Origin of the sequence: Bartonella sp. MM73XJBT (genome assembly GCF_028618465.1) — a bacterium.
In the GTDB taxonomy this organism is placed as follows: Bacteria; Pseudomonadota; Alphaproteobacteria; order Rhizobiales; family Rhizobiaceae; genus Bartonella.
Genome location: NZ_JAQISY010000003.1, coordinates 120,514 through 143,669 on the forward strand (window position 1 = coordinate 120,514; position 23,156 = coordinate 143,669).

Here is a 23,156-nt window from a genome sequence, read left to right on the forward strand (position 1 = left end):
GCTCCAGATGATACGTGTTTTTGTTTATAGTTTTGTTGTATGTGCGCTCGGTCTCGTGTTCGGGTGGGTTGCTAATCACAATGGTGTTGTGGTCCTCACATTTTTGCATTTTCGCTTCTCTGCTTCATTGCTTACAGTGCTAAGCATGCTTATTTTGTTTTTTGGAATTTTAGCACTTTTATGGTGGTTTCTTTCTGTCCTTTTTTCTGTCCCCCATGCTGTTTCCAATTACTTCTATAAACGCCATAAAAAGCGCGGTTATGAAGCTCTTTCACAAGGGATTTTGGCAGTTTTTTCAGGCGATGGGGTGTTAGCGCAACAAATGGAGGCTCGTGTTGACAAATATCTTGCCAGTAAAGATGAGCCGTTGGTAAAACTTTTACAAGCACAAACCTTGTCGCTGCAAAATAATTCTGCCGACGCCATTCCTCTCTATGAGGAAATGAGAAAAGAAACATCAACAAAATTGGCAGGGCTTTATGGTTTGTTTCGCGAAGCCATAAAGAATAAAGCTTATGAAGCAGCACAACAATATGCACAAGAGGCGCTGGCTTTATCACCAGCACTTTTATGGGCACATCAAACTGTGCTTGATCAGCTTAGCACAAGTGGACAATGGGACAAAGCTCTTGCTGTTTTTGAACGCGCGCAAAAAGCTTTACCGCGTGCAATCCGTTTGACTACTGAGCGTCAACATATACAGGCTTTGTTACTTTGTGGGCAGGCTCTTCATCTGTTTGAAACATATCCAGTACAAGCACGTACGGCTATTTTGAAAGCACATAAATTGGAACCTGATTTTGTTCCCATAACGGTTATTGCTGCTGATATTCTTTATAAGCTCAATGAAACGCGTAAAGCCGATAAGATGATTATAACGGCTTGGCAGAAAGAGCCGCATCCTGATTTGAGTGCGCTTTATCTTGAAAGAGAAGAAGGAGCCGTTGGACGATTAAAAAAGGCTAAGACACTTGCTTCTTATCATAAAGACACATTTGAAGCGGCTTTTCTTATTGCTAAAGCTGCTTTGGATGCTGGTGAGACGGTATTGGCAAGGCAACAGGCACAAAAAGCGCTCCAGTATCATCAGCGGGAAAGTGTGTATTTATTGTTAGCAGATATTGAAGAAGCACAGGGGAATAATCAAGCAGCAGTGCGTCAATGGCTTTCTTTAGCACTTCGTGCTGAACGTGATCCGGTGTGGATGTGTGATGGTACCATTTTTACCTCTTGGTCAGTGGTTTCTCCCATAACTGGGCGTTTGGGCTGTTTTGAATGGAAAGCACCTCCCCGTATGTCTCCCTTCACATTAGAGGCTGCCAATATTATGCCTAAAAAACAAGATAAAGGAGATATTGTGGGAGAAGGTCTTGGTGTTGAAGAAAAGACGCTTGAAAAATTATCTGCGCGAGAGGATTCTTTGTTGCATAATGTACAGGTAGAGAAACAAGATATAAAAGAGCAAGATGTCAAAACATTTAATCAAATCCATTTAAATGTTGATGATCCAGGGGTAAAAACAGAAGAAGAGGAGACATCTTTATCAAAAAAGAAATTTCGTTTATTTTAAAAAGTAGAATTATAGTGAATATTGTTCGCTAAAATTATTCTCTTGTGTTTAAAAAGTGAAATTTTACTTGGTTTGCAAAAGTGATTGGTTAAAAAATGTTTTTAAGTCAAAGGTGTGTTGGTAAGAAGCAAGGAAAGAGCAAACCAAGGATCGCAGTCGTTATTCATCGTCGGTCTACATATACGGGTCGTTTGGGAAAATTTTTGCAACAAAGTGGTTTTGTTCTTGATGTGTATCGTCCTATTTTAGGACAGAAACTCCCCGATACATTGCAGTATTATGCTGGTGTCGTCATTTTAGGGGGACCGATGAGTGTGAATGACAGGGATGCTTATATTGGTGAGGAAATTGATTGGATTTCTTTATCATTAAAAGAGAATAAGCCTTTTTTAGGTATTTGTCTTGGCGCACAAATGTTAGCGCGAAATCTGGGAGGCTGTGTTCGTACAAGATGTGATGGGATCGTTGAAGTGGGATGGTATCCACTGGAAGCAACCTTGCAAGGAAAAGCAGTGATGAATTGGCCGGAAATGGTTTATCATTTTCATGATGAAGGTATTTATGATTTACCTAAAGAGGTAGAGCTTTTGGCAACAGGTTATACATATCCTACACAAGCTTTCCGTTATGGAGAAAATGCATGGGGTCTACAATTTCATGCTGAATTCACACGTGCAATGATGCGGCGTTTGGTTGTGCGTTCGGCACACAAATTAATGGAAAAAGGGGCTCAACCTGCTGCTGTGCATTTGCAAGGTCGTTTAATCTATGATCAGGCTTTGAGCAAATGGTTTGAAAATGCATTGCACAAAATCTTTGTATATCCATCATACATACGTGAGAGTTAAGAAGTTTTTATCATTATAAAATAAGGAAAATTTTTATTTTGTCTATGTTTTCTCCATTGAAATCAATACGGAAAAGTTGTTCTTTAAGATATTTTTTTTGGGGGCTATGCTGTTTTGTGTTGATATTCACTTATAGCTTACTCTGGTTTTTTTTTCACGTAAAATAGAGGACTATGTAGCCTATCTCTTCGAAAGGGCTTCTGCCCATGATATGACGGTTGTGTGCGAGCATCTCAGCAAGAGTGGTTATCCGTTACGTATTGGTGTTACTTGTGATCAATTTCAGTTTGCTTGGCCTTTGCACGGGCTTTCCTTATCAACGGGGGATTTGACGGTTGGTGCACCAGTTTATGCACCCCATTGGGTTGAATTTAATGTTCATTCTCCTGCATTCATTGTTTTTGCTGGAAAGACTCCATTTGTGTCAAAGTGGCGCAATTTGGTCATTGAAACAGAACCTTATTGGAAAACGGGTAAGACATTTAAACTGATGGCTGAAGGGCTTGAAATTTCTACTATTTCTTCATCTCTTGAGGATCAGAAAGTTCAAGAAAAATTGGAATCACAGCCGGAAAACAAGAAAGTAATGCAGGAAAATGTTGGTGATCAAGCATCTTTAAAAGATTCGCCAGATGTGATTGTGCCTGTCTTAGATCAAGAAAATGTGTCTCCAAAAATAACGACAGAATTTTTACGACTTGATCTGAAAGACGAGAAAAATCATTTATCGGGGCATCTTACTTTTGATGATTTTGATCCTTCCGTGTTTTTTGCCTCTTACTTGGTGGATGTTCCCAAAATTGATGGCAATTTAAAATGGATATTCAATGATGTACCTCATGTGTTTGAAAATAGAGGAGACAATTGGAAACAGCGCTTGTATGGGAAAAGTGGACTTTTAAAGCGGGGCGAATTGGTTTTTCATACAGGTGGTATATTACGTGTCAGTGGGCCTTTTTCTTTTGATGATGAAGGATATTTAACAGCAAAATTTGATCTTGTCTTGGTGAAGCATATGGAACTCCTTACTACTATGCAGCGCTTATTTCCTGAGCAAGCTAACAATCTACAAGCTTTATTTTTTGTTTTGGGCGCTATGCCTAAAAGTGCAGATGGCTATCCGATTATTTCTTTGCGTGTTAGTCATGGATGGGTAAAATTAGGTTTTTTAAAACTTGGGCGTCTTACACCGCTTTGAGTCTGAAAGCTGTTTTTTAAATCGTACTTTCAACTCTGCTTCAGAGATAAAAGAGTGCTTCTTTGTTTGGGGAGCTATGTCTGAAAATGCGGATAGCACTCCTCTTATTCTCTTGCGGGTTTGTCATGGATGGCAAAATGAGGTTTTTCAAACTTTGCCATCTTACGCTACTTTAAGTCTGAAAGCCCGTGTTTTGAAGTTGTGCAATCAATCCTGCTGCAAAAGTAAAACGAGAAATGTTGAGATCATTTTCAATAAGTGCACTAATACGGTTTGTTACATTGTGAATGTGATCTTCTGCTCTTTTATTCCAAGTGGCAAAAGGGTCGTCTTTTACTCCATAATTGTTCAGAATTTTCATAACAATTTTCCGTAAGCTTTCGGCAATATTTTCTTTGGCTTGGCTTAAGGCCATACTATCATAATAATCAAGTACAGGAATTGTTTGACTTGCCTCATTAATGCGGTTGATACGAATGATTTGTGCAAGTGAAAAATAGATCTCTGCAGTTTTAATAAGATCACTGTTGCTTTGTTTGGCAATTAAAGAAATGTCACAAATGATAGGAGCAGCTTCCAAGAGAGCCAATTGTTTTGATAAAGCTTTTGGTGCTCCTTCTTCACTATAATGGAGCGTTTTTTCTTTCATTTTTTTGTTGATATCTTTATCATTCGAATGCGTAAGTTGTTTTTCAATAACAGCACGCGCTTGCTTTATTGTTTGTACAAGTTCTTCTAATGGAGTCGAGAGATCCATATTGTACAATCCCCAGTTTGTTGTCTCAAAGAGCATTGAAGTAATCGCTGCGTAGAATTTATTTTGAACAACACCGGGTATTTTATTATCAAGCTTGTCAATTTGATTAGACAGTTGTGGTATTTCAAAACCATCGCACAGTGTGATGAAAACGCGAATAATATTTTCAACCTTTTGTTCTGTTGCATCTTGTAGTCTACTTACAAAAGTAGGTCCTCCACGATTCACAATATCATTGGCAAGCAGCGTTGCAATGATATTACGACGCAACTGATGATTAATGATTTCTTTTGCAAAGTTTTCCTGAATTTGAGTTGGGAAATAGTGCAACAAGATTGTATCAAAATAACGATCATCAATAATGGGGCTATGGGCGATCTCTTCTTTTAGGGTTAATTTAGCGTATGCCAAAAGAACAGCAAGTTCTGGACGGATAAGTCCTTGACCTTGTGTTATTCTTTGCCGCAAAATTTGTTCATCAGGGAGGATTTCCACTCTACGATCTAGAAGCTTTTTTTCTTCTAAATCATGCATAAAGCGGATTTGATGAGGTAAATCTACAATACTTTGGTTTTCAGCTAAAGAAAGAGCAAGAGGTTGCAAATAATTGTTGCGCAAGACTAATTGCTCGATTTGTGGAGTCATTTTTTTCAAGAGCTCATTGCGGGCTTCGCGGGTAAGGGTTTTTGCACGAAGGGCTGATGCCAGAACAATCTTGATATTGACCTCGACATCTGAACAATTAACACCTGCGGAGTTATCAATGGCATCCGTATTGCATCGCCCGCCATTTAAGACATATTCAATTCGACCACGTTGTGTAACGCCAAGATTAGCTCCCTCACCAATCACTTTTGCACGAACTTGTTCACCGGTAATGCGTAGTCCATCATTAGCACGATCTCCTACTTGTGCATCGGTTTCTGTCGTTGCGCGGATATAAGTGCCAATGCCACCAAACCATAAAAGATCAACGGGTGCTTTAAGAAGCGCAGAAATGATTTCAAAAGGCGTTCCTGTTTGTTTTTCAAAACCAATAGCTTGTGCTGCTTCAGGTGAAAGCGTAATGGTTTTCATGGTACGTGAGAAAATGCCACCGCCCTTTGATAATTTTGTTTGGTTGTAATCTTGCCAACTGGAACGAGGAAGTTGAAAGAGCCGCATACGTTCTGCATAGCTTTCAGCTATGTTTGGATCTGGGTCGATAAAGATATCGCGGTGATCAAAGGCGGCAATAAGCCTTGTTTGTTTAGAAAGCAGCATGCCATTGCCAAAAACATCGCCAGACATGTCACCAACCCCAATACAGGTGAAAGGTGTTGTTTGAATATCGTGGTTAAAGGATTCTCGAAAATGTCTTTTTACTGCCTCCCATGCCCCTTTGGCGGTAATTCCAATTTCTTTGTGGTCGTAGCCTGCTGAACCTCCTGAGGCAAAAGCATCATCAAGCCAGAAGTGGTTTTCTTGGCTGAGTGCGTTTGCTGTATCAGAAAAGGTTGCTGTACCTTTGTCTGCTGCGACAACAAAATAAGGGTCATGTCCATCATGGCAAATGATGTCGTGAGGAGGAGCTATTTTATCGTTTACCAGATTGTCGGTGATGGAAAGCAAAGCCGTGATAAAGTCAATATAAGCTTGTCGTGCAGCTTCGATGATGAGAGCACGATCATTTGTTTGGGGAAGGCGGTGAGGATAAAAGCCACCTTTGGCACCAACGGGAACAATAACGGCATTTTTTACCTGTTGAGCTTTGACTAAGCTAAGGATTTCAGTGCGGTAATCGAGTGCACGGTCTGACCAACGAATTCCACCTCGAGCAATAGGACCAAAGCGTAAATGAACCCCTTCAACTTCTGGTCCATAAACAAAAATTTCGCGATAAGGGCGCGGTTCAGGCAATCCTTCAATTTGGCGTGGATCTAACTTGGTGGCTAAAATACGTCGTGGATTTCCATTTTTAAGAGGCGTAAAGGCATTGGTTCGTAAACTCGCATCGATAAGATTACGATAACGGCGTAAGATAAGATCATCATCTAGACCCGATACGTTCTGTAATTTTTCTTCAATACGCTTTTGAATAGCCTGTTGGTTCTCTTTGCGTTCTTTTTCTGTATGGCTTTGATGAAATTTCAAATGAAAGAGTGCATAAAGATCTTGGGTAATGTCAGGATAGGCGTTTAAAGTTTGAGCAACACGGTCTTGTGAATAAGGAATGCCAGCTTGTTGGAGATAGCGTCCATAATGGCGTAAAATAACAATTTCGCGCCAAGAAAGATCAGCTGTTTGGGTTAGGGTATTAAAGGCATCATTATCAGCATCTTGAGCCCAAATGGCTTCAAATGTTTCGGCGTGCTTTTGACCGTTTTTGTCGAAATCAATACACAGTTGAAAGGCGCTTTCTAGTTGCATATCATGAAGATATACAGAGTGTCCATTGCCATCTGGTAATTCAAGTGTTTGTTCAGCAATAACCCGAAACCCCATATTTTCAAGAAGGGGTACGCGCTTGGAAAGGGCTAACGCTTTATGGCAGTGAAAGAGCCGGAGAGAAATGTTTCGTTTTCCCTTATTGCCTGCATGATAAAAAGTAACAAAAAGTGGTTTTTTTTCATGAAGACTTAGAATATGTCCGGCATCTTCAATAGCATCTTCAGCTGAAAAGAGGTCACGATAGCTATTGGGAAATTGGCAGGCTAAACGTGTTTGTTGCTCTGTCGTTTTGCGGGTAAGGGCTATCGTTTGAACAGATTCTTCCCAACTGTGTGCGATAGAACGTACATGTTGTTCAAGGGCTGTGCGTTCGATAAGAGGAGCATTTTCACGGACCTGGCGGTGGATGACATAATAGACACGTGTCAGTGTGCTTTCCAAAAATAGAGGATAGGATTCAAAAAAATCACCTTTGTAAAGTTCAACAAAATGTTCGCCAATTTTTTCACGAACATTGCTGCTATATTGGTCACGCGGTACATAGACAAGTATAGAGACAAAGCGTCCAAAGGGATCGCTATGGGCAAGCACCCGCAAACGTGGGCGTTCGTCTAGTTGCATGATAAGTTTGGCATTTTCCGTTAGTGTATCAATATCGGAGCGAAACATTTCATCTCTTGGATAGGTTTCTAAAACACTGATAAGTGCTTTTCCTGAATAGTCGGCACGGTTATGTCCAAGACGTTGAATAATCGTTTTGGCTTTTTCTTTTAAGAAAGGGATTTGCAAAATAGAGCGTGTATAAGCGGAGGAGGTAAACAATCCCACAATGCGCAATTCTCCACACAGTTTATTGTTTTCATCAAAGATTTTAAGACCAATATAATCAAGCCAAACAAAACGGTGAATTTTTGAGCGACTATTGGCTTTTGTGACAATAAATAGGTTATCACTTTCCATAAAGGAGAGGATTTCTTGAGGAGGCTCTTCCACACGTGCATCGCCAATAATACGAATAGAAGCATCGGTGAGAATGCCCAATTCAATGCCTCTGGCTGTAAAGGATTTTGTGGGTTCTTGGTCTTTGATAAAGTTATAAGTGCGCATGCCAAGAAAGATGAAATTATCGTCCATTAACCAATTGAGAAATTCAATGGCTTTTTCACCTTCTTGTGTGTAGTATGATGGGAGACTTGTTTGATAGGCATGGATATGCTTCCTTACTTCTTCAAGCATAGGTTGCCAGTCTTGCACGGCTGCATTGACCTGTTCAAGAACTAAGGCCAGTTCATCTTTAAGCTTTTGTACTTGTTGATCATTTAAAGACTCAATATGGATTTGCATCAAGCTGATGCGTTGCCCAGAGGCACAATCAAGAACGGGGTGTGCAATCAAATAAATGTGATTTTTATGTTGATTAAAGACATTTAAAATAGAATCAAGAAGGAAGGGCTTATTATCGTTGACGAGGGTGATAACCGTTATAGGTTTGCTGTTACGAGTCAAATTTCGTTCAAAGCAGATAATTGTTTTTCCTGTCTTGTGAAGATTAAAAGCCGCAATAGCTGTAGCTGTGGCTTTTTGGAGTTCTTCGTTTTGGTAACAAATAATATCTTCTTTATCGGTATGAGCAAAAAGGATTTGTTCTATTTTATTTTGATTACTTTTTGTCTCTGATGTTTGTTGTTTTAACACAATGAATTTCCCTTTTTTTGCTCTTGATGTTCTTTATCTTCTTTTTAAGAACAGATCTGTATAATATTCTTTTTAGTGTAGCATCTTCTTGTTTTAGGGAATAGTTATTTATTGGAGAGGATAAACTTGTTTTGTCACTTTAATTAATAATCTGTTATTTAAAAAATATCTTGCGTTGATAAAATGGCTTTTTTAGTATTTTTGTATGTTATTGCATCTTAATAGTTTGCTCTTAAAAAATATACAAAGTGAATGAAAGTAAAGAGAGAATGACGTGTTTGCCTGAGAGACTTTTAAGTGGTTATCAATCCTTTATAAACAATCATTTTTCACATAAAACAGCGCGTTATCAGCAATTGGCAACTGAAGGACAGAAACCTGAAGTTTTGGTCATTGCTTGTTGTGATTCGCGGGCAATACCAGAAACGATTTTTGATGCTAAACCAGGTGAAATTTTCACATTGCGCAATGTTGCAAATTTGGTTCCTCCCTTTTCTCCTGATAATCAGTATCATGCAACATCAGCAGCGATTGAATATGCCGTGCAATTGCTTGAGGTCAAGCATATCGTCGTTTTTGGTCATGCCCATTGTGGGGGAGTGTGCACTGCTCTTAAAGGAAAGTGCAAATCTTTATCGTCAAATGATTTTATTGGGCAATGGATAAGCCTTTTAGCACCAGCAGCACAAGCAGTTCTTGATAATAAATCACTGACCGCATCAGAACAGCAGATCGCATTAGAACAATTGTCTATACATTATTCATTGAAAAATTTAGAAACCTTTCCTTGGATAAAGGTACGCAAAGATCAAGGACTTTTAACACTACATGGGGTTTGGTTTGATATTTCAAGTGGTGAATTGTGGAGTGTAGAACAGGAAACAGGTCGTTTTGTGCGTGTTGAGGTTTAGAAAGATTAAGTATAACCTTTGCTGTCTTTTAAAAGTATTGTATGATAAATCTTGACAAAGCTAAGGTTTTATTGTTTGAAAGAATAAGCTTTCAGTGACAGGATTAACTTGGAGCCACCGACTGAGACCCCATTGTGAGGGTATAAAGAGATCTCAGAGGTCAACATCCGACGGCGCGATGCGTTCTCGGATGCCGCTTTGGTTGGTTTGTTATGCAGCAATGAGGTAGAGAATGTTTGAATCCTTACAAGAACGGCTTGGCTCCATACTGTCTCATTTGACAGGGCGGGGGGCTTTGTCGGATCAGGATGTTGCAGCGGCGTTGCGCGAAATTCGGCGTGCTTTATTGGAAGCCGATGTGGCGCTTGATGTTGCGCGTTCTTTTACCGATAGGGTTCGTGAAAAAGCTGTTGGGGCTGCAATTGTTAAATCAATTAAACCTGGACAGATGGTTGTTAAAATTGTCCATGACGAATTGGTGAATGTGCTTGGAAGTGAAGGCGTTCTCAGTGATCTCAATGCACCGGCACCTGTTGTGATGATGATGATTGGTTTGCAAGGTTCTGGAAAAACAACCACAACAGCAAAGCTTGCTAAGCGTTTAACGGACAAAAATAATAAAAAAGTTCTTATGGCGTCATTAGATACACGCCGTCCTGCAGCACAGGAACAACTTCGCCAATTAGGAGAACAAGCAAACTTGGCAAGTTTGCCTATTATTGCGGGGCAGTCTCCCGTCGATATTGCAATACGTGCGCTACAAGCAGCCAAATTGGGTGGTTATGATGTGTTGATTCTTGATACAGCAGGTCGTAATCATATTGATGAAGCTTTGATGCTTGAATTGGCTGAAATTAAAGCTTGTTCTCTTCCTCATGAAATTATGTTGGTGGCGGATAGTTTGACCGGTCAAGATGCTGTTCATCTGGCGCGCTCTTTTGATGAGCGGGTGGGAATTACAGGAATTATCTTAACGCGTATGGATAGTGATGGGCGCGGTGGTGCGGCTCTTTCTATGCGTGCTGTGACAGGAAAGCCGATTAAAGCAATTGGAATCGGTGAAAAAATAGATGCTTTGGAAGAGTTTCATCCGCGTCGTATTGCCGATCGTATTTTGGGAATGGGCGATATTGTTTCTTTGGTTGAAAAAGCTGCTGAAACAATGGATCATGAGAAGGCCGCCGCTTTTGCAAAAAAAATGCAAGCTGGAAAATTTGATCTCAATGATTTGGCAGAACAATTGCAGAAAATGAAAAAACTTGGGGGAATGGGCGGCATTATGGGAATGTTGCCAGGTTTGGGTAAGGTCAAAGATCAGATCGCTGCTGCAGGACTTGATGATCGTTTGTTTAATCGTCAATTGGCTATTATTTCGTCAATGACTCCCTTAGAGCGCGCCAATCCGGAACTGTTAAAACATAGCCGTAAACAACGCATTGCTAAGGGTTCTGGTACAAGTGCTGCTGATATTAATAAGCTTTTAAAAATGCATCGTCAAATGGCCGATATGGTCAAAGCCATAGGGGGTAAAGGCAAAGGTGGTTTGATGGGAAAGATGTTGAGTGGGCTTGGTTCTAAGATGGGGCTTGGTGGTATGGGAGCTGTGAGTGGTGATTCTGCAACTCTCCCTGATTTATCAGGATTTGATGCAAAGCAACTCTCAACACTTCAAAAACAGATTGAAAGTGGTAATGGAGGGAAGGTCTTGCCTGGTCTTCCAGGGCATGGGCTTACATTTCCTGGTCTTTCTAGTGGCGTTGCCGAGAGGGGAAAATTTCCTCAGCATCCCAAGAAAAAGTAAGATGCAAAGAGGAAAGGGAATATGATGCAGGAAAAAATATTGGATGAATTAGCGCATTTACGAGCATCCATTGATAATTTTGATGCAGCTTTGATTCATATTTTGGCAGAGCGGTTTCGTTGTACGAATGCTGTGGGGCATTTAAAAGCCCGTTATGATTTGCCTGCAGTCGACCCTCTGCGTGAACAATGTCAAGCAGAACGATTGCGGCAATTGGCTATAGAGAGTCATCTTGATCCCGATTTTGCTGAAAGATTTTTAAAGTTTGTCATTAAAGAAGTTGTGCATCACCATGAGGTGATCGCCAAAGAGCAAAAACAATGCAAATAAATTTAAACGAAAGCCAGAGCTGACAATAGGAGATAAAATATGGCATTAAAAATTCGTTTGTCCCGTGGAGGTTCAAAAAAACGTCCTTACTATCATATCGTTATTGCGGATGTACGTAGTCCGCGAGATGGACGTTTTATTGAACGTGTTGGTGCATGGGACCCAATGTTGCCGAAAGATGGACTGCGTGTGAAACTGGATGAAGAACGTATCCAATATTGGCTTGGTCAAGGTGCGCAGCCAACGGATCGCGTGTTACGGTTTTTGGATGCAGCTGGCTTGAAAAAACGTCCAACCCGCAATAATCCACAAAAAGGCGAACCGGGTAAAAAAGCACAAGAACGCATAGCTGCTGCAAAGCAAGCTGCTGAAGAAAATGCGTCGGCTGAAGCTGAATCCGCTTCAGAAGCATAAGAAGTGTGGCTGTTTAAAAACAAGCAATTTTGCTTTTAAAAGATTTTATAGAGAAGTGAGTATTATCCGTTTTTGAATGACAAAAACGGATTTTCTTTAAAGAGATATTTATGTTTTAGTGACTATACTTTAAAAAAGTTATGGTGCGGTTTTAACTTTATAGCTTCCATAATGTGATGTTTTTTTACTTCTGCGCCTATTTTTTAAGGATTTATTTTTATTTATTATATATTCACTTGTTTGTTTTAAAGAGATGTCTCTTAAGGCACAAAAATCCGTTTTACGACGATGTTCCCTGAATGGTATAACGAAAGCTATTTTCCCAGCTTCCAATGTTGCAATAGCCTTTGCATTTGAGAGCGTTCAGTAGAAATATTTTCCTCCTTGCTTTAAGAATTTCTATTCACATGCTAATTTCGCTTTTAACGTGTAAGGGAATAGTTTTGATTGATTCAACATAGGAGAAATTTGAAATGAGAGAATTTTATGGTATTAGGATCTCTCATTCCAAATGAACAATGAATTATTATTATAAATAAATATATTACCTGTATTATAGGGAGACAGCAATTGTTATCGTTTTTTTGCCAAAAGCCGCTCTCCTTTTAAGTAATGAAGATAGATTTTTTAAAAATCAATGGCACGGCCTTTAATTTCCCAATCTCCATAGCGTGAAGGGTCTTTGCCACCACGTCCACCATTTTCTAAAGGTTTTTCTTCATTTTTTTCCTGTTTGCGTCTTTCGTGCGCTTCGTTTAGGGCGCGTTGTGCTGCGGGAGAGAGGGATTGTTGTTTGTTGATGGTCGTATTTTGTGTCTTTATTTTGTCATCTTTTTTATCCATTTTACACCTATTCCATTGAAGAAGCAGAAAGAAAACACCATCATATAATATTGATTGTATTTTATCATGGAGTTTTTTGAGTCATGAATATAATGCGTACAGCAATGCTTTTGGCTTTTATGACCGCTCTTTTTATGGGAGTTGGTTATCTTGTTGGAGGGGGCAGTGGCATGATCATTGCACTTTTGATAGCAAGTGGCTTAAACTTTTTTTCTTATTGGAATTCGGATAAAATCGTTTTACGCATGTATGGGGCGCGTGAAGTTGATCAGCATTCGTCTCCCGTTTATTATAAGATTGTAAGCGATTTAGCTAGGCGTGCTTCTCTTCCTCAACCAAAAGTTTATATTATTGATAATGCGCAGCCAAATGCTTTTGCTACGGGACGTAATCCTCAAAATGCGGCTGTCGCAGCAAGTACTGGATTGTTAAACACGTTGAGTGCAGAAGAGATTGCCGGTGTGATGGCTCATGAGCTTGCACATATTCAACATCGTGATACCTTAACGATGACCTTGACGGCAACAATTGCGGGAGCAATTTCAATGCTTGGGAATTTCGCTTTTTTTATGGGGGGACAGCGTAATTCTTCGGAGGGTTCTCATGGTGCTGGGGCAATCGGGGGGCTTATTGCTATGTTTGTGGCACCTTTTGCTGCAATGCTGGTGCAAATGGCTATTAGTCGCACGCGTGAATATGCTGCTGATAGGCGAGGAGCTGAAATATGTGGTAATCCTTTATGGTTGGCTTCGGCATTGCGTAAAATTGCAGGCGGTGGGCAGACAGTGTACAATGAAGAAGCAGAACATAATCCAGCAACAGCACATATGTTTATTATCAACCCTTTGAGGGGGAAAGGGGCTGATAGCCTTTTTTCTACTCATCCAGCCACAGAAAATCGTATTGCTGCTCTTTATCGGCAGGCAGAAGAGATGAAGGGAGAAAAAGTACAAGATATGCGATGGCATGAAGAAGGTGATTGGCATGCAGAAGGGAGAGGCTTTCAAGATTTTGATTCTGATACACGGACCAATAACTTTAGTAATCAGGAAAAGAGAAATTTTCGGCGTATTATAAAACGCCCTTCTTGGCTTCATTATGAAGATTCAAAAAAGTCTTGATCATAGAGCTCTTGAAGGAATAAAGGTGTTGTTTTGAAGCACGAAAATGCGGGGTGTGTGTCCGAAAAAAATGTTCCAGGACTAGCTGTCCGGCGGGTGTGTGTTCGTCTTTTAGGCGCGGTGCTTGATAAAAAGACCTCTCTTTCGGGTTTGATAGATAATGAACATGGACATCCACAATATTTAGGACTTTCACAGCGAGATCGTTCATTGTGCCGCGCTATTTTGGCAGCAGCGTTGCGTCATCGCGGGCAGATTGTGGCTGCTTTATCGCGCTTTTTAGCACGTCCTTTGCCCTCACAAGCACTTGCACTGCAGCATCTTTTGCATATCAGTGTGGCACAAATTCTCTATCTTGATATTCCCGATCATGCTGTTATTGATTTAGCGGTGCGTGTGGCTAAACTTGATCCTCGTATGCGGCGGTTTTCAGGGATGGTCAATGCTCTTTTACGCAATGTTGCACGTGATGCGGTATTTTTACGCCAACAACCTCCTCGTATTGAGGGGAGTCCAGCATGGTTTTCCCAGCTTTTAGTCTCGACTTATGGAAAAGAAAAAGCTGAAAAGATTTTGGCAATTCAAAGTACTCCGCCTCCTCTCGATTTGACAGTGAAGTCTGATAGTGAGGGATGGGCTAAGAGGCTTGGGGGTGTTGTTTTGCCTAATGGTTCTGTTCGGTTGAGCAGTTTGGATGGTTCTGTTGTTGATTTAGCAGGTTACAGGGAAGGGGCTTGGTGGGTCCAGGATTTTGCTGCGGCGTTGCCTGCTTGCTTGCTTGGCAATATTCAGGGAAAGAAAGTTGCTGATCTTTGTGCAAGTCCTGGGGGAAAAACAGCACAATTGGTTTTGCAAGGCGCCGATGTGACAGCTATTGAACTTTCTGCTAATCGGATAAAGCGTTTAAAGGAAAATATGGAGCGCCTTCATTTTTCCGTTTCTACTTGGCAGGGGGATGTGAGAGATTTTCACTCCGAACAGCTTTTTGATGCTGTGCTTCTTGATGCGCCTTGTTCTTCTACGGGAACAATACGTCGTCATCCGGATATTTTATGGACAAAATCAATGGGCGATGTCGCCAAATTGACAGAGCTCCAATATGATTTGCTTGTCGCAGCAATTGCTTTGATAAAAAAGGGAGGGTGCGTTGTTTTCTCCAATTGTTCTTTGGCAAAACAAGAAGGTGAGGATCTCATCGAAAAAATTGTATCGACACGTAGTGACGTTGTTTTAGAGCCTATCCTTGCAGAGGAAATGGGTGTTATGGCGCATTTGCTCTCGTGTAAGGGCATTTTGCGGACAACACCGGCAGATTTTTGTCATAAAAACTTTGGGTCTGATCACAACATCTTTTTAGGAATGGATGGTTTTTTTGCCGCACGCTTACGAAAAGTGGCTTAATTAACGCTTCATTTACTAAAATGGCTGAAATTGTACGCGATTCAGTGCAAATGGAGATGAGATTGTGGCAATTGCGTTAAAAGGTCCTCAGGTAAAGGCGTCGGACTTTGTCTATGAAGCACACCAGTTTATACGGCGTTTATGGGTTGGACCACTATTTCGTTGGCGCTTTTCGGGATTTCGTCCTCATCAAATTTTAGCCTATCCCATTGATTTGCATTTAGCTGATCCGGTGATGGCACACGAATTTTACCATGGTCGTTTTGCTTTTGCGGGTCATGTGGTTCATTCTGGTGCGGTTTCTCCTTTTTCGTTAGTTCCCCCGACACCAGAATGGGAGGAGGCTCTTCATGATTTTCATTGGTTGCGACATATGGCAGCAGCTGGGAGCGATTTGGCAGCAGCACATGCGCGCGCACTTTTAGAAGATTGGCTCGATCAGTGGAGTAAAAAAGTAAAGGGGCTTGCTTGGAGTGCACCGGTTGTGGCACGGCGTTTAATTTCGTGGATTTGTCACGCGAAAATGCTCTTACAAGGGGCAAGTGAGCGGTTTGAAAAGCGGTTTTTGCGTACTCTTGGTTTCCAATTTCGCTATTTGCGCGTCATCATTTCCAGTATGGAAAAAAATGATAAACGTTTACAAGCCGCAGTTGCTTTGACATTTGCTTCTCTGGCTTTACCAGTTTCTGCGGCCATGAAAAAAAAGGCGCAAACCTTCCTTATTGAGGAGCTTTCATGCCAAATTTTGATTGATGGTGGACATATTTCGCGTAGCCCTGTCATTTTGCTTCATTTGTTATCAGATTTATTGTCGTTACGTCAGCTTTTTATGCATAGTAATGAAACCGCACCACGTATTTTGATTGATTCTGTTGAGCGTATGTTGCCGGCTTTGCGGTTTTTTATCCATGAAGATCAAACATTGGCGCATTTTAATGGGGTGGGCCCTCTGGTATCGCAACGATTATCAGCACTTTTAGAACTGGATGAGACAGCAGGGCATCCTTTTAGTTATGCGCGCTATTCAGGATTTCAGCGTTTACAAGCCAATCAAACGACAGTGCTTGCTGATACAGGAAAGTTTCCACCTCGTTCTGCTGCTCAGCACGCTGGTTCGGGGTGTTTGTCTTTTGAAATGTCTTCACAGGGAAGCCGCTTTATTATTAATACTGGCGTTAATCCTTATGGGCGTGAAGAATATCGACATTTAGGCCGTGTTACCGCTGCACACTCAACAGCAACAGTTAATGATTGTTGCGTGGGTGTTTTTCATAAAAAAAGAACGGGAGCTTCATTTTTGCTTGAGGGACCAACGGATGTGAAAGTGCGCCGTATAGAGGATTCCGAAAAGACTGGTTTTGTTGCTAGCCATGATGGTTATGTGCGACCTTTTCATCTTGTTCATGAGCGTGGTCTGATTTTAGCGACAAATGGCGATATGATCGAAGGTTTTGATCGCTTTTTTACACCAAATGAGAACCTTGCAAAGAAAGATAAGAAAGTTCAAAGTGAACAAAACAATGTTGCTGTTCGGTTTCATCTTCACCCAAAAGTGGAAGTCAACTATGATGGTAAGCGTGTGCGTTTAGCCTTGGAGGGTGGGCAAGAATGGTATTTTATATCGCCTGATGTAGATATTTGCCTTGAAGATTCAATTGATTTTGCTGAAGTAACAGGTCCGCAACGGACACAACAGATTGTTTTGTATTTTCGCCCCGCAGTTCAAGAAAAAGTTCGATGGCGTTTTCTTCGCTGTTCATCAGAACAATGATACCTTTTTATAATTACGGATAAAATGGAGCGTTATTCTTTCTGTGTTAAAATAGAGAGATTCTATCCTTTTGGTGTATTTTAATAAAGGCCTGTGCTATTAAAGTATAAGCTTATTTTGCTTGAATTTTAACTATTTCATTTTTAGGATTCCTGTTATGGGTGTTGTTCCAAAAAATTTTCCCATATCTGATCTTCATCAGGTACGTCGTGTTCTGCTTTCTGTGTCTGATAAAACCGGCGTAGTTGCCTTTGCACAAGCGCTTCACGCTTATGGTGTTGAATTGATTTCAACAGGAGGAACAGCCAAAGCCTTAATGGCTGCTGGTTTACCGGTTAAAGACGTTGCTGAGGTCACAGGATTTCCAGAAATCATGGATGGGCGCGTCAAAACACTTCATCCTTTGATTCATGGTGCTCTCTTAGGAGTCAGAGATGATCCTAGTCATAAAAGTGCTATGGAGCAGCATGGCATTCATGGAATTGATCTTTTGGTGGTGAATCTTTATCCTTTTGAAGAGACTGTTCAATCAGGTGCTGATAGACAAACCATTCTTGAAAATATTGATATTGGTGGACCAGCAATGATCCGTGCTGCAGCAAAAAATCATGCTTATACGGCTGTTATCACAGCGGTGCGTGATTATGATGTAGTCCTTGCTGAATTGAAAAAGCATAATGGGTGTTTAAGTTTAGCTCTGCGACAGCAGCTAGCGATGCGTGCTTATGCGCACACGGCTGCTTATGATGCAGCCGTAGCAGCGTGGTTTGCAAAGGATTTAAAAATTGAAACACCATCTTGGCAGAGTTTTTCTGGATATCTTGAAACGGTTATGCGTTATGGGGAAAATCCGCATCAACAGGCAGCATTTTACCGCAATGGTGATAAACGTTTTGGTGTTGCAACCGCCAAACTTTTGCAAGGCAAAGCACTCTCTTATAACAATATGAATGATACAGATGCAGCATTTGAACTTGTGGCAGAATTTGATCCCCAAAAGACTGCTGCTGTTGCGCTTATTAAACATGCCAACCCTTGTGGTGTTGCTGAAGGGCAGAGTTTGAAAGAGGCTTATTTGAAAGCTTTGAGGTGTGATAATGTTTCGGCATTTGGTGGAATTGTGGCGTTAAACCAAACTCTCGATGAAGGATGTGCAGAAGAGATTATCAAAGTTTTTACGGAAGTGATTATTGCTCCTGATGCAACAATGGCAGCGCGTGAAATTATTGCAAGCAAGAAAAATCTTCGTTTGTTGATAACAGGTGGTGTTCCTGATCCACGTTGTGGAGGGCTTATTGCTAAAACGCTTGCGGGTGGAATTTTAGTGCAGTCACGTGATAATGTGGTGGTGGATGATCTTAAATTGCAAGTGGTGACAAAACGTGCACCAAGTCGAGATGAAATGCGTGATCTTCAATTTGCTTTTCGGGTCGCTAAACACGTCAAATCAAATGCTATTGTTTATGCAAAAAATACTGCAACAGTTGGGATTGGCGCGGGTCAAATGAGTCGTATTGATTCGGCAAGAATTGCTGCGCGTAAAGCGGAAGAAAGTGCAACGATCGCAGGCTTAACACAATCTCTTGCCAAAGGGGCCGTGGTTGCATCAGATGCCTTTTTTCCTTTTGCAGATGGTTTATTGGCAGCTGCTAGCGCAGGGGTTACAGCAGTTATTCAACCAGGTGGCTCCATGCGTGATGAAGAAGTGATTGCCGCTGCTGATGCGCATGATTTAGCGATGGTTTTTACGGGTGTACGGCATTTCCGCCATTAAGAGTTTTGGTAATTATTTCTTTCGAATAAGACCAGTGTTGCAAAGAGCTTGTTGTGTCGGTGTATTTGGTTGTTAGCAGCTGCTAACGCAGGGGTTACAGCAAGTTATTCAACCAGGTCGCTCCATGCGTGATGAAGAAGTGATTGTGGCTTCTGATGCGCATGATTTAGCGATGGTTTTTACAGGTGTACGGCATTTGTATCATTAATGGTTTTGATGACTGCTTTTTTTAAACAAGAGACGTTTTAGATAATCTTAGCATGTTTTAGATGCATATCTGTTATGAAGTTATAACACGACTCTTTTTTGTCATTTGCTTTATATTTATGCCCTAAAGAGGGTAACGTTAGGTTGGAGTAAAGGACATGAATATTTTGCGTTCTTATAGTAATTGGCGCCGTTATCGGCGGACAGTGAATGCGTTAAGTCATCTTTCAACACACGAGCTTAATGATCTTGGCATTTGTCGTGGTGATATTGATTCAGTTGCGCGGCGCCATTCTTATAAATCTCTCTAAAATTTGTTTATAATAGAATTTGAGTAAAGTCTTTAGTTATGAGGAAAGCGGTTATGCGATGTTTTCCTCTCTTTCTGATGTTACCAAGAGAGAATGGATGAGAGAAGCATTTATGTGTTCGCCATAGTTATTTTCTTCGTGCTGTTCCGAAAAGTAACTCTTATTAAAATTCTCAACATAACAGAGAGAGGGTATGCTCTGTTGTGGAATCGGTGCTTCTTTATAGCAAGGTTGTTGAGCATTAACAGCACTGTTTTGTGGTGTGCGTATTTTGTAGTGTATTTTTTAGTCTTTTTGCCGTAGCAGAAAAAGAGAGCCACCTAGAACACCAGCAGCTAAGATAAACCATGTAATAGCGTATGCAAGGTGATTGTTTCGAAATTGCACAACCGTGAGACCAGCAACGGGGAGAGCTCCTTGCCTGGCTGTTTTTTTTCCAGCATCAATGAAATAAGGTGCAACAGTGGACAAACCAAGTTTCTCTGCCATAGCAGGAAGTTCACGCGTGTACCATAAATTCTTGTCCGGATTATTTTTGCGTGGGAAAAAACCATTTTTTTCACTCATGCGCAATAAACCTACAATTGTGGTTTGTTTTTTCTCTGAGAGAGAATCCTGATGAGGTGCGGCATTTGTTTGTGATGGTTCTGAATTTTGGAAGTCATGGAGTGCATCCATAGGAATAAAACCACGATTGACAAAGGTCACGCTATTATCAGCTGCTTGTAAAGGGGTCAAAACCCAATAGCCCGTGGTATTTTGAGCAACAGCAATAACCAGAATATTTTTATTTGTCAAAAATTTTCCTGTGATAATGACAGGGCGATATTCGTCTTTCTCAAAAGTAGTCTTGACCCATTGATTTTGAGGCGGGGCTTTTATGGGAGGCAAATGAACACGTTGATTGGCACTCATGATAAGATTTGTTTTCCAGTTTAATCGTTGTATTTGCCATACACCTAATGCACTAAAGAGAAGAAAAAAACACATACATAATATGCCTAGCAAAAGTGAAGAGAAACGGATAGGTTTTTGTTGAGGCTTTGTCATGGAGGAGGCTGTTTTGTTCATGATAATGCTTCCCTTTAGAGGAGATGGTAACTGTTCTTTTAGCATGCTCCATGTTAAAAAAAAATATTTTCTGTATCTTTTATAGGCAAAGAGAGCAGAATGAGATGATAAGGAACGCAAAAGACTTTACAAAAGACTTGACCTTTTGGTATCGACACCCTATTAAAAGCACACCTTCTCAATAATTCCGTTTAAGGGGGTGTTGTGCGCTCTTTGCGTCCATTCTGTTGTATGGGTATTGGGATTTTAAGAGTTTTTCAGAGTTTAAAGGTGAAGTTTATGTCTCGTGCTTGCGAATTGACAGGAAAAGCAGTTCTTTATGGCAATAATGTTAGCCACGCGAACAATAAAACCCGTCGTCGTTTTTTACCAAATCTTTGCAATGTGACATTGATTTCGGAAGTGTTACAGCAAAATTACCGTTTGCGTGTTTCGGCAAGTGCTTTGCGTTCTGTGGAGCATCGCGGTGGCTTGGATGGTTTTTTGCTTAAAGCTGATGATAAAGAGTTGTCACAACGGGCGCGTTTATTAAAGCGTCAGATCATTAAGAAAAAAGCTGAACAAAAGGCTGAACAGGCGGCGTAATGAGCTTTGTTTATGACACTGTTTGGTCTTTTTTTGTTTTATAGAGGTATTGTTTTTTCCATTTTATAGTTTTTGATCGTTGTATTTCATTGGTTCCATATCCCAGGTTAAAAAAATGTTTTCAGCACGCGATCTTTTATTGGCACGGCAAGAGAGCAGGTATATTGCTTGTTCGATTCTTGCCATGTGTCTTGCTGTGACTGCCTCTAATATTTTGGTGCAGTATCCTGTTTATTGGTTTGGTTTAAATGAACTGCTGACCTATGGCGCTTTTACCTATCCCTTTGCTTTTTTGATTAATGATTTGACCAATCGTTTTTATGGTCCAGCTGCTGCGCGTCGTGTGGTTTATGCTGGTTTTTTTGCTGGTGTTTTTGTTTCTTGGATTTTGGCGACTCCACGGCTTGCAATTGCCTCGAGTTTAGCATTTTTATTCGGGCAACTTCTTGATATTGCTGTTTTTACTCCTTTGCGTCGTAAAGTATGGTGGAAGGCTCCTTTGGCAGCAGCATTGGTGGGGTCGGCTTTGGATACAGTTGTGTTTTTTGCTCTTGCTTTTTCTAGCTCTTTTGCTTTTATCGATCAGATGACAGATTATGCCGATAGTTCAATTATAGAGAGCACTCTTTGGGGAGGAGTTGGGATTCCTGTTTGGTTTTCGCTTGCTATTGGCGATTTTTCTATTAAAATTATTATGAGTTTATTTATGTTAATCCCTTATAGAACAATCCTTAGCGCTATGAAAATGCCTCTTTATCATAGTAGTCATATCAAGAGATGATTTATCTGTTGTTGAAAGCAAATAATAGTCTTTGTTCTCTGATTGTTTTGAAAGTTAGAAAACAGCGCTCTTTGTTTTCTTAAGAGTAGCATTGTAGAATCATTTTCAATATAGACATGTTTCGATATGACCTCAAAAGGTTGTTTTGGTTTTAAAAAGCAGGAGGCTTCTCAAGATTCAGAGCTCTATGCATCCTGGACAATTTAATTTTCTTAAATGTGATTTCTTTTTTGATAATACATTGATTTTAAACAATAAATAAATGTATTCAACTTGTATTGTTAATCCGAATACAATCAGTTTTTCTCATCTCAAAGCCTCTTATATTGAAGCCATTAAAATTGCTCCCTTGCGCGTCAAGAGCAGGGTGGAGCGTGGGTGAAAATACTGCAAAAAGGAGGTAATATATTTCTTTTGAAAACTCTCAAATGCAAGAACTCTCACCATATTTGGAGATGGCAAATAATATGATGATGCTCGTTTGCTGTTTCATCAGTGTAAAAATGGTGGTGCATAATGGTTTTACTGCTATAATTTTTATGGGTGGTACTCGTGAAATGGGACTGAGAGCTCTTTGAGAGATCTTTCTTCAAAAAGCCTGTGTGATTGGCAATATAATAGCATGTTTTAGCATCCTGTTGTGCATGAGGAATGCGATTCTATTAAAGAACCAGAGAAATAACAGCATGAGGCAATGCGGAATCTCCATGAGAGGATGGAAATTATAAGGAATGCTTCACAAATGACTATTGTCCAATGAAAGATAGTTTACAACTTTCTAAGAAAAAGCCGTATTCTGAAATTGAAGAAGAAAAGATGATCATTTTTATTTATGACCAATGATCAAGTAAAAGACAATATATTGAATTATAATAATTTATTGTTTTAAGAATCTCAATATCATAAGATTTTTTTATTTGAAATTTTTTCATGGTCAATCAATAAAAATCACTCTTTTGTATGCCATCAATAGGATTAACGTGTAGATCCATTTTATAAAGGGGAAAGATATCTCTTCTGAATATTCTTAAATGCAAGAGTCTTTGTGTATTGAAAGCTGAAAAAGAAAAAATAGTGATATTGGTTTTACCCTTATAAGAAGACAAGCTTTATGGAGAGAGGCATAGTATTGTGATTTTGATCGTGTGCAATGGTTTGTCTGCTTAAAGGTATGGCTTATCGCATTATGCTGTAAAACACCGTTGTTTGAGGTACAATGATATAAGCATATAAGATTTTATACGTTCAATGTTTTTAGAAGGTGTTGTATGCATATTCAGGATAGGATTTGCTCGTAGAGCCAAGTAAACCTACGAATGGTCAACAGGTGAAATCCA

General features: G+C 40.3%; 17 protein-coding genes and 1 pseudogene. 15 read left to right on the top strand and 3 right to left on the bottom strand.

Annotated features, from left to right (window positions below):
- Window positions 1–7 precede the first annotated feature (7 nt).
- The 3 genes from PVV69_RS01940 (at window position 8) to PVV69_RS01950 (ending at window position 3,616) form a co-directional block, all read left to right on the top strand.
- Complete coding sequence (locus PVV69_RS01940; protein WP_273756251.1) at window positions 8–1,570, top strand: heme biosynthesis protein HemY; 1,563 nt, start codon at window positions 8–10, stop codon at window positions 1,568–1,570.
- A 95-nt stretch (window positions 1,571–1,665) separates the two neighbouring features.
- On the top strand, window positions 1,666–2,418 hold the full coding sequence (locus tag PVV69_RS01945) for a glutamine amidotransferase (protein ID WP_273756252.1): 753 nt from the start codon (window positions 1,666–1,668) through the stop codon (window positions 2,416–2,418).
- A 142-nt stretch (window positions 2,419–2,560) separates the two neighbouring features.
- Window positions 2,561–3,616 (top strand): DUF2125 domain-containing protein, encoded by a 1,056-nt coding sequence (locus tag PVV69_RS01950; RefSeq protein WP_273756272.1) that lies wholly within the window; start codon window positions 2,561–2,563, stop codon window positions 3,614–3,616.
- Window positions 3,617–3,788: 172 nt separating this feature from the next.
- Here the strand turns inward: PVV69_RS01950 and PVV69_RS01955 are convergent, their stop codons facing one another.
- Complete coding sequence (locus tag PVV69_RS01955) at window positions 3,789–8,498, bottom strand: NAD-glutamate dehydrogenase (RefSeq protein WP_273756253.1); 4,710 nt, start codon at window positions 8,496–8,498, stop codon at window positions 3,789–3,791.
- 269 nt (window positions 8,499–8,767) lie between these two features.
- Here PVV69_RS01955 and PVV69_RS01960 point away from each other — a divergent pair, with 269 nt between their 5' ends.
- The 4 genes and pseudogenes from PVV69_RS01960 to rpsP all read left to right on the top strand — a co-directional run bounded on the left by PVV69_RS01960 (window position 8,768) and on the right by rpsP (window position 11,954).
- Window positions 8,768–9,409, top strand: a complete 642-nt coding sequence (locus PVV69_RS01960; protein ID WP_273719725.1) for a carbonic anhydrase — start codon at window positions 8,768–8,770, stop codon at window positions 9,407–9,409.
- A gap of 232 nt (window positions 9,410–9,641) precedes the next feature.
- Window positions 9,642–11,210 (top strand): signal recognition particle protein, encoded by a 1,569-nt coding sequence (ffh, locus tag PVV69_RS01965; RefSeq protein WP_273719726.1) that lies wholly within the window; start codon window positions 9,642–9,644, stop codon window positions 11,208–11,210.
- Between the two features lie 24 nt (window positions 11,211–11,234).
- Window positions 11,235–11,563 (top strand): annotated as a pseudogene (locus PVV69_RS01970) (chorismate mutase).
- A 16-nt stretch (window positions 11,564–11,579) separates the two neighbouring features.
- Window positions 11,580–11,954, top strand: coding sequence for a 30S ribosomal protein S16 (rpsP, locus tag PVV69_RS01975; RefSeq protein WP_273719728.1), 375 nt, complete (start codon window positions 11,580–11,582; stop codon window positions 11,952–11,954).
- A 627-nt stretch (window positions 11,955–12,581) separates the two neighbouring features.
- Here rpsP and PVV69_RS01980 read toward each other — a convergent pair.
- Window positions 12,582–12,797 (bottom strand): DUF1674 domain-containing protein, encoded by a 216-nt coding sequence (locus PVV69_RS01980; RefSeq protein WP_273756254.1) that lies wholly within the window; start codon window positions 12,795–12,797, stop codon window positions 12,582–12,584.
- Window positions 12,798–12,880: 83 nt separating this feature from the next.
- Here PVV69_RS01980 and htpX point away from each other — a divergent pair, with 83 nt between their 5' ends.
- The 5 genes from htpX (at window position 12,881) to PVV69_RS02005 (ending at window position 19,382) form a co-directional block, all read left to right on the top strand.
- The gene (htpX, locus tag PVV69_RS01985) at window positions 12,881–13,918 is read left to right on the top strand and encodes a zinc metalloprotease HtpX (protein WP_273756255.1); all 1,038 of its coding nucleotides are present in this window, start codon (window positions 12,881–12,883) and stop codon (window positions 13,916–13,918) included.
- 33 nt (window positions 13,919–13,951) lie between these two features.
- The gene (locus tag PVV69_RS01990) at window positions 13,952–15,319 is read left to right on the top strand and encodes an RsmB/NOP family class I SAM-dependent RNA methyltransferase (protein ID WP_273756256.1); all 1,368 of its coding nucleotides are present in this window, start codon (window positions 13,952–13,954) and stop codon (window positions 15,317–15,319) included.
- Between the two features lie 64 nt (window positions 15,320–15,383).
- A complete protein-coding gene (locus PVV69_RS01995; RefSeq protein ID WP_273756257.1) occupies window positions 15,384–17,090 on the top strand; it encodes a heparinase II/III family protein in 1,707 nt (568 codons plus the stop codon).
- Between the two features lie 157 nt (window positions 17,091–17,247).
- Complete coding sequence (gene purH, locus PVV69_RS02000) at window positions 17,248–18,864, top strand: bifunctional phosphoribosylaminoimidazolecarboxamide formyltransferase/IMP cyclohydrolase (protein WP_273756258.1); 1,617 nt, start codon at window positions 17,248–17,250, stop codon at window positions 18,862–18,864.
- 365 nt (window positions 18,865–19,229) lie between these two features.
- The gene (locus tag PVV69_RS02005; protein WP_273719734.1) at window positions 19,230–19,382 is read left to right on the top strand and encodes a DUF1127 domain-containing protein; all 153 of its coding nucleotides are present in this window, start codon (window positions 19,230–19,232) and stop codon (window positions 19,380–19,382) included.
- Between the two features lie 285 nt (window positions 19,383–19,667).
- Here the strand turns inward: PVV69_RS02005 and PVV69_RS02010 are convergent, their stop codons facing one another.
- On the bottom strand, window positions 19,668–20,453 hold the full coding sequence (locus tag PVV69_RS02010) for an SURF1 family protein (protein WP_273756259.1): 786 nt from the start codon (window positions 20,451–20,453) through the stop codon (window positions 19,668–19,670).
- A 279-nt stretch (window positions 20,454–20,732) separates the two neighbouring features.
- On the opposite strand from PVV69_RS02010, the gene rpmB reads away from it, so the two are divergent.
- The 3 genes from rpmB to PVV69_RS02025 all read left to right on the top strand — a co-directional run bounded on the left by rpmB (window position 20,733) and on the right by PVV69_RS02025 (window position 22,397).
- Window positions 20,733–21,038 carry a 50S ribosomal protein L28 gene (gene rpmB / locus PVV69_RS02015; protein ID WP_273719736.1) on the top strand — a complete coding sequence of 102 codons (306 nt, stop codon included), beginning with the start codon at window positions 20,733–20,735 and terminating at the stop codon, window positions 21,036–21,038.
- 115 nt (window positions 21,039–21,153) lie between these two features.
- Complete coding sequence (locus tag PVV69_RS02020; protein ID WP_273756260.1) at window positions 21,154–21,819, top strand: VUT family protein; 666 nt, start codon at window positions 21,154–21,156, stop codon at window positions 21,817–21,819.
- Between the two features lie 455 nt (window positions 21,820–22,274).
- A complete protein-coding gene (locus PVV69_RS02025; protein ID WP_273756261.1) occupies window positions 22,275–22,397 on the top strand; it encodes a hypothetical protein in 123 nt (40 codons plus the stop codon).
- The last annotated feature ends 759 nt before the right edge of the window (window positions 22,398–23,156 follow it).

Bases quoted from the DNA above. Each gene is read 5' to 3' on its own strand.
- PVV69_RS01940 (WP_273756251.1), top strand. From the start codon at position 8: ATGATACGTGTTTTTGTTTATAGTTTTGTTGTATGTGCGCTCGGTCTC.
- PVV69_RS01945 (WP_273756252.1), top strand. From the start codon at position 1,666: ATGTTTTTAAGTCAAAGGTGTGTTGGTAAGAAGCAAGGAAAGAGCAAA.
- PVV69_RS01960 (WP_273719725.1), top strand. From the start codon at position 8,768: ATGACGTGTTTGCCTGAGAGACTTTTAAGTGGTTATCAATCCTTTATA.
- ffh (WP_273719726.1), top strand. From the start codon at position 9,642: ATGTTTGAATCCTTACAAGAACGGCTTGGCTCCATACTGTCTCATTTG.
- rpsP (WP_273719728.1), top strand. From the start codon at position 11,580: ATGGCATTAAAAATTCGTTTGTCCCGTGGAGGTTCAAAAAAACGTCCT.
- PVV69_RS01980 (WP_273756254.1), bottom strand. From the start codon at position 12,797: ATGGATAAAAAAGATGACAAAATAAAGACACAAAATACGACCATCAAC.
- htpX (WP_273756255.1), top strand. From the start codon at position 12,881: ATGAATATAATGCGTACAGCAATGCTTTTGGCTTTTATGACCGCTCTT.
- purH (WP_273756258.1), top strand. From the start codon at position 17,248: ATGGGTGTTGTTCCAAAAAATTTTCCCATATCTGATCTTCATCAGGTA.
- PVV69_RS02005 (WP_273719734.1), top strand. From the start codon at position 19,230: ATGAATATTTTGCGTTCTTATAGTAATTGGCGCCGTTATCGGCGGACA.
- PVV69_RS02010 (WP_273756259.1), bottom strand. From the start codon at position 20,453: ATGAACAAAACAGCCTCCTCCATGACAAAGCCTCAACAAAAACCTATC.
- rpmB (WP_273719736.1), top strand. From the start codon at position 20,733: ATGTCTCGTGCTTGCGAATTGACAGGAAAAGCAGTTCTTTATGGCAAT.
- PVV69_RS02020 (WP_273756260.1), top strand. From the start codon at position 21,154: ATGTTTTCAGCACGCGATCTTTTATTGGCACGGCAAGAGAGCAGGTAT.
- PVV69_RS02025 (WP_273756261.1), top strand. From the start codon at position 22,275: ATGGCAAATAATATGATGATGCTCGTTTGCTGTTTCATCAGTGTAAAA.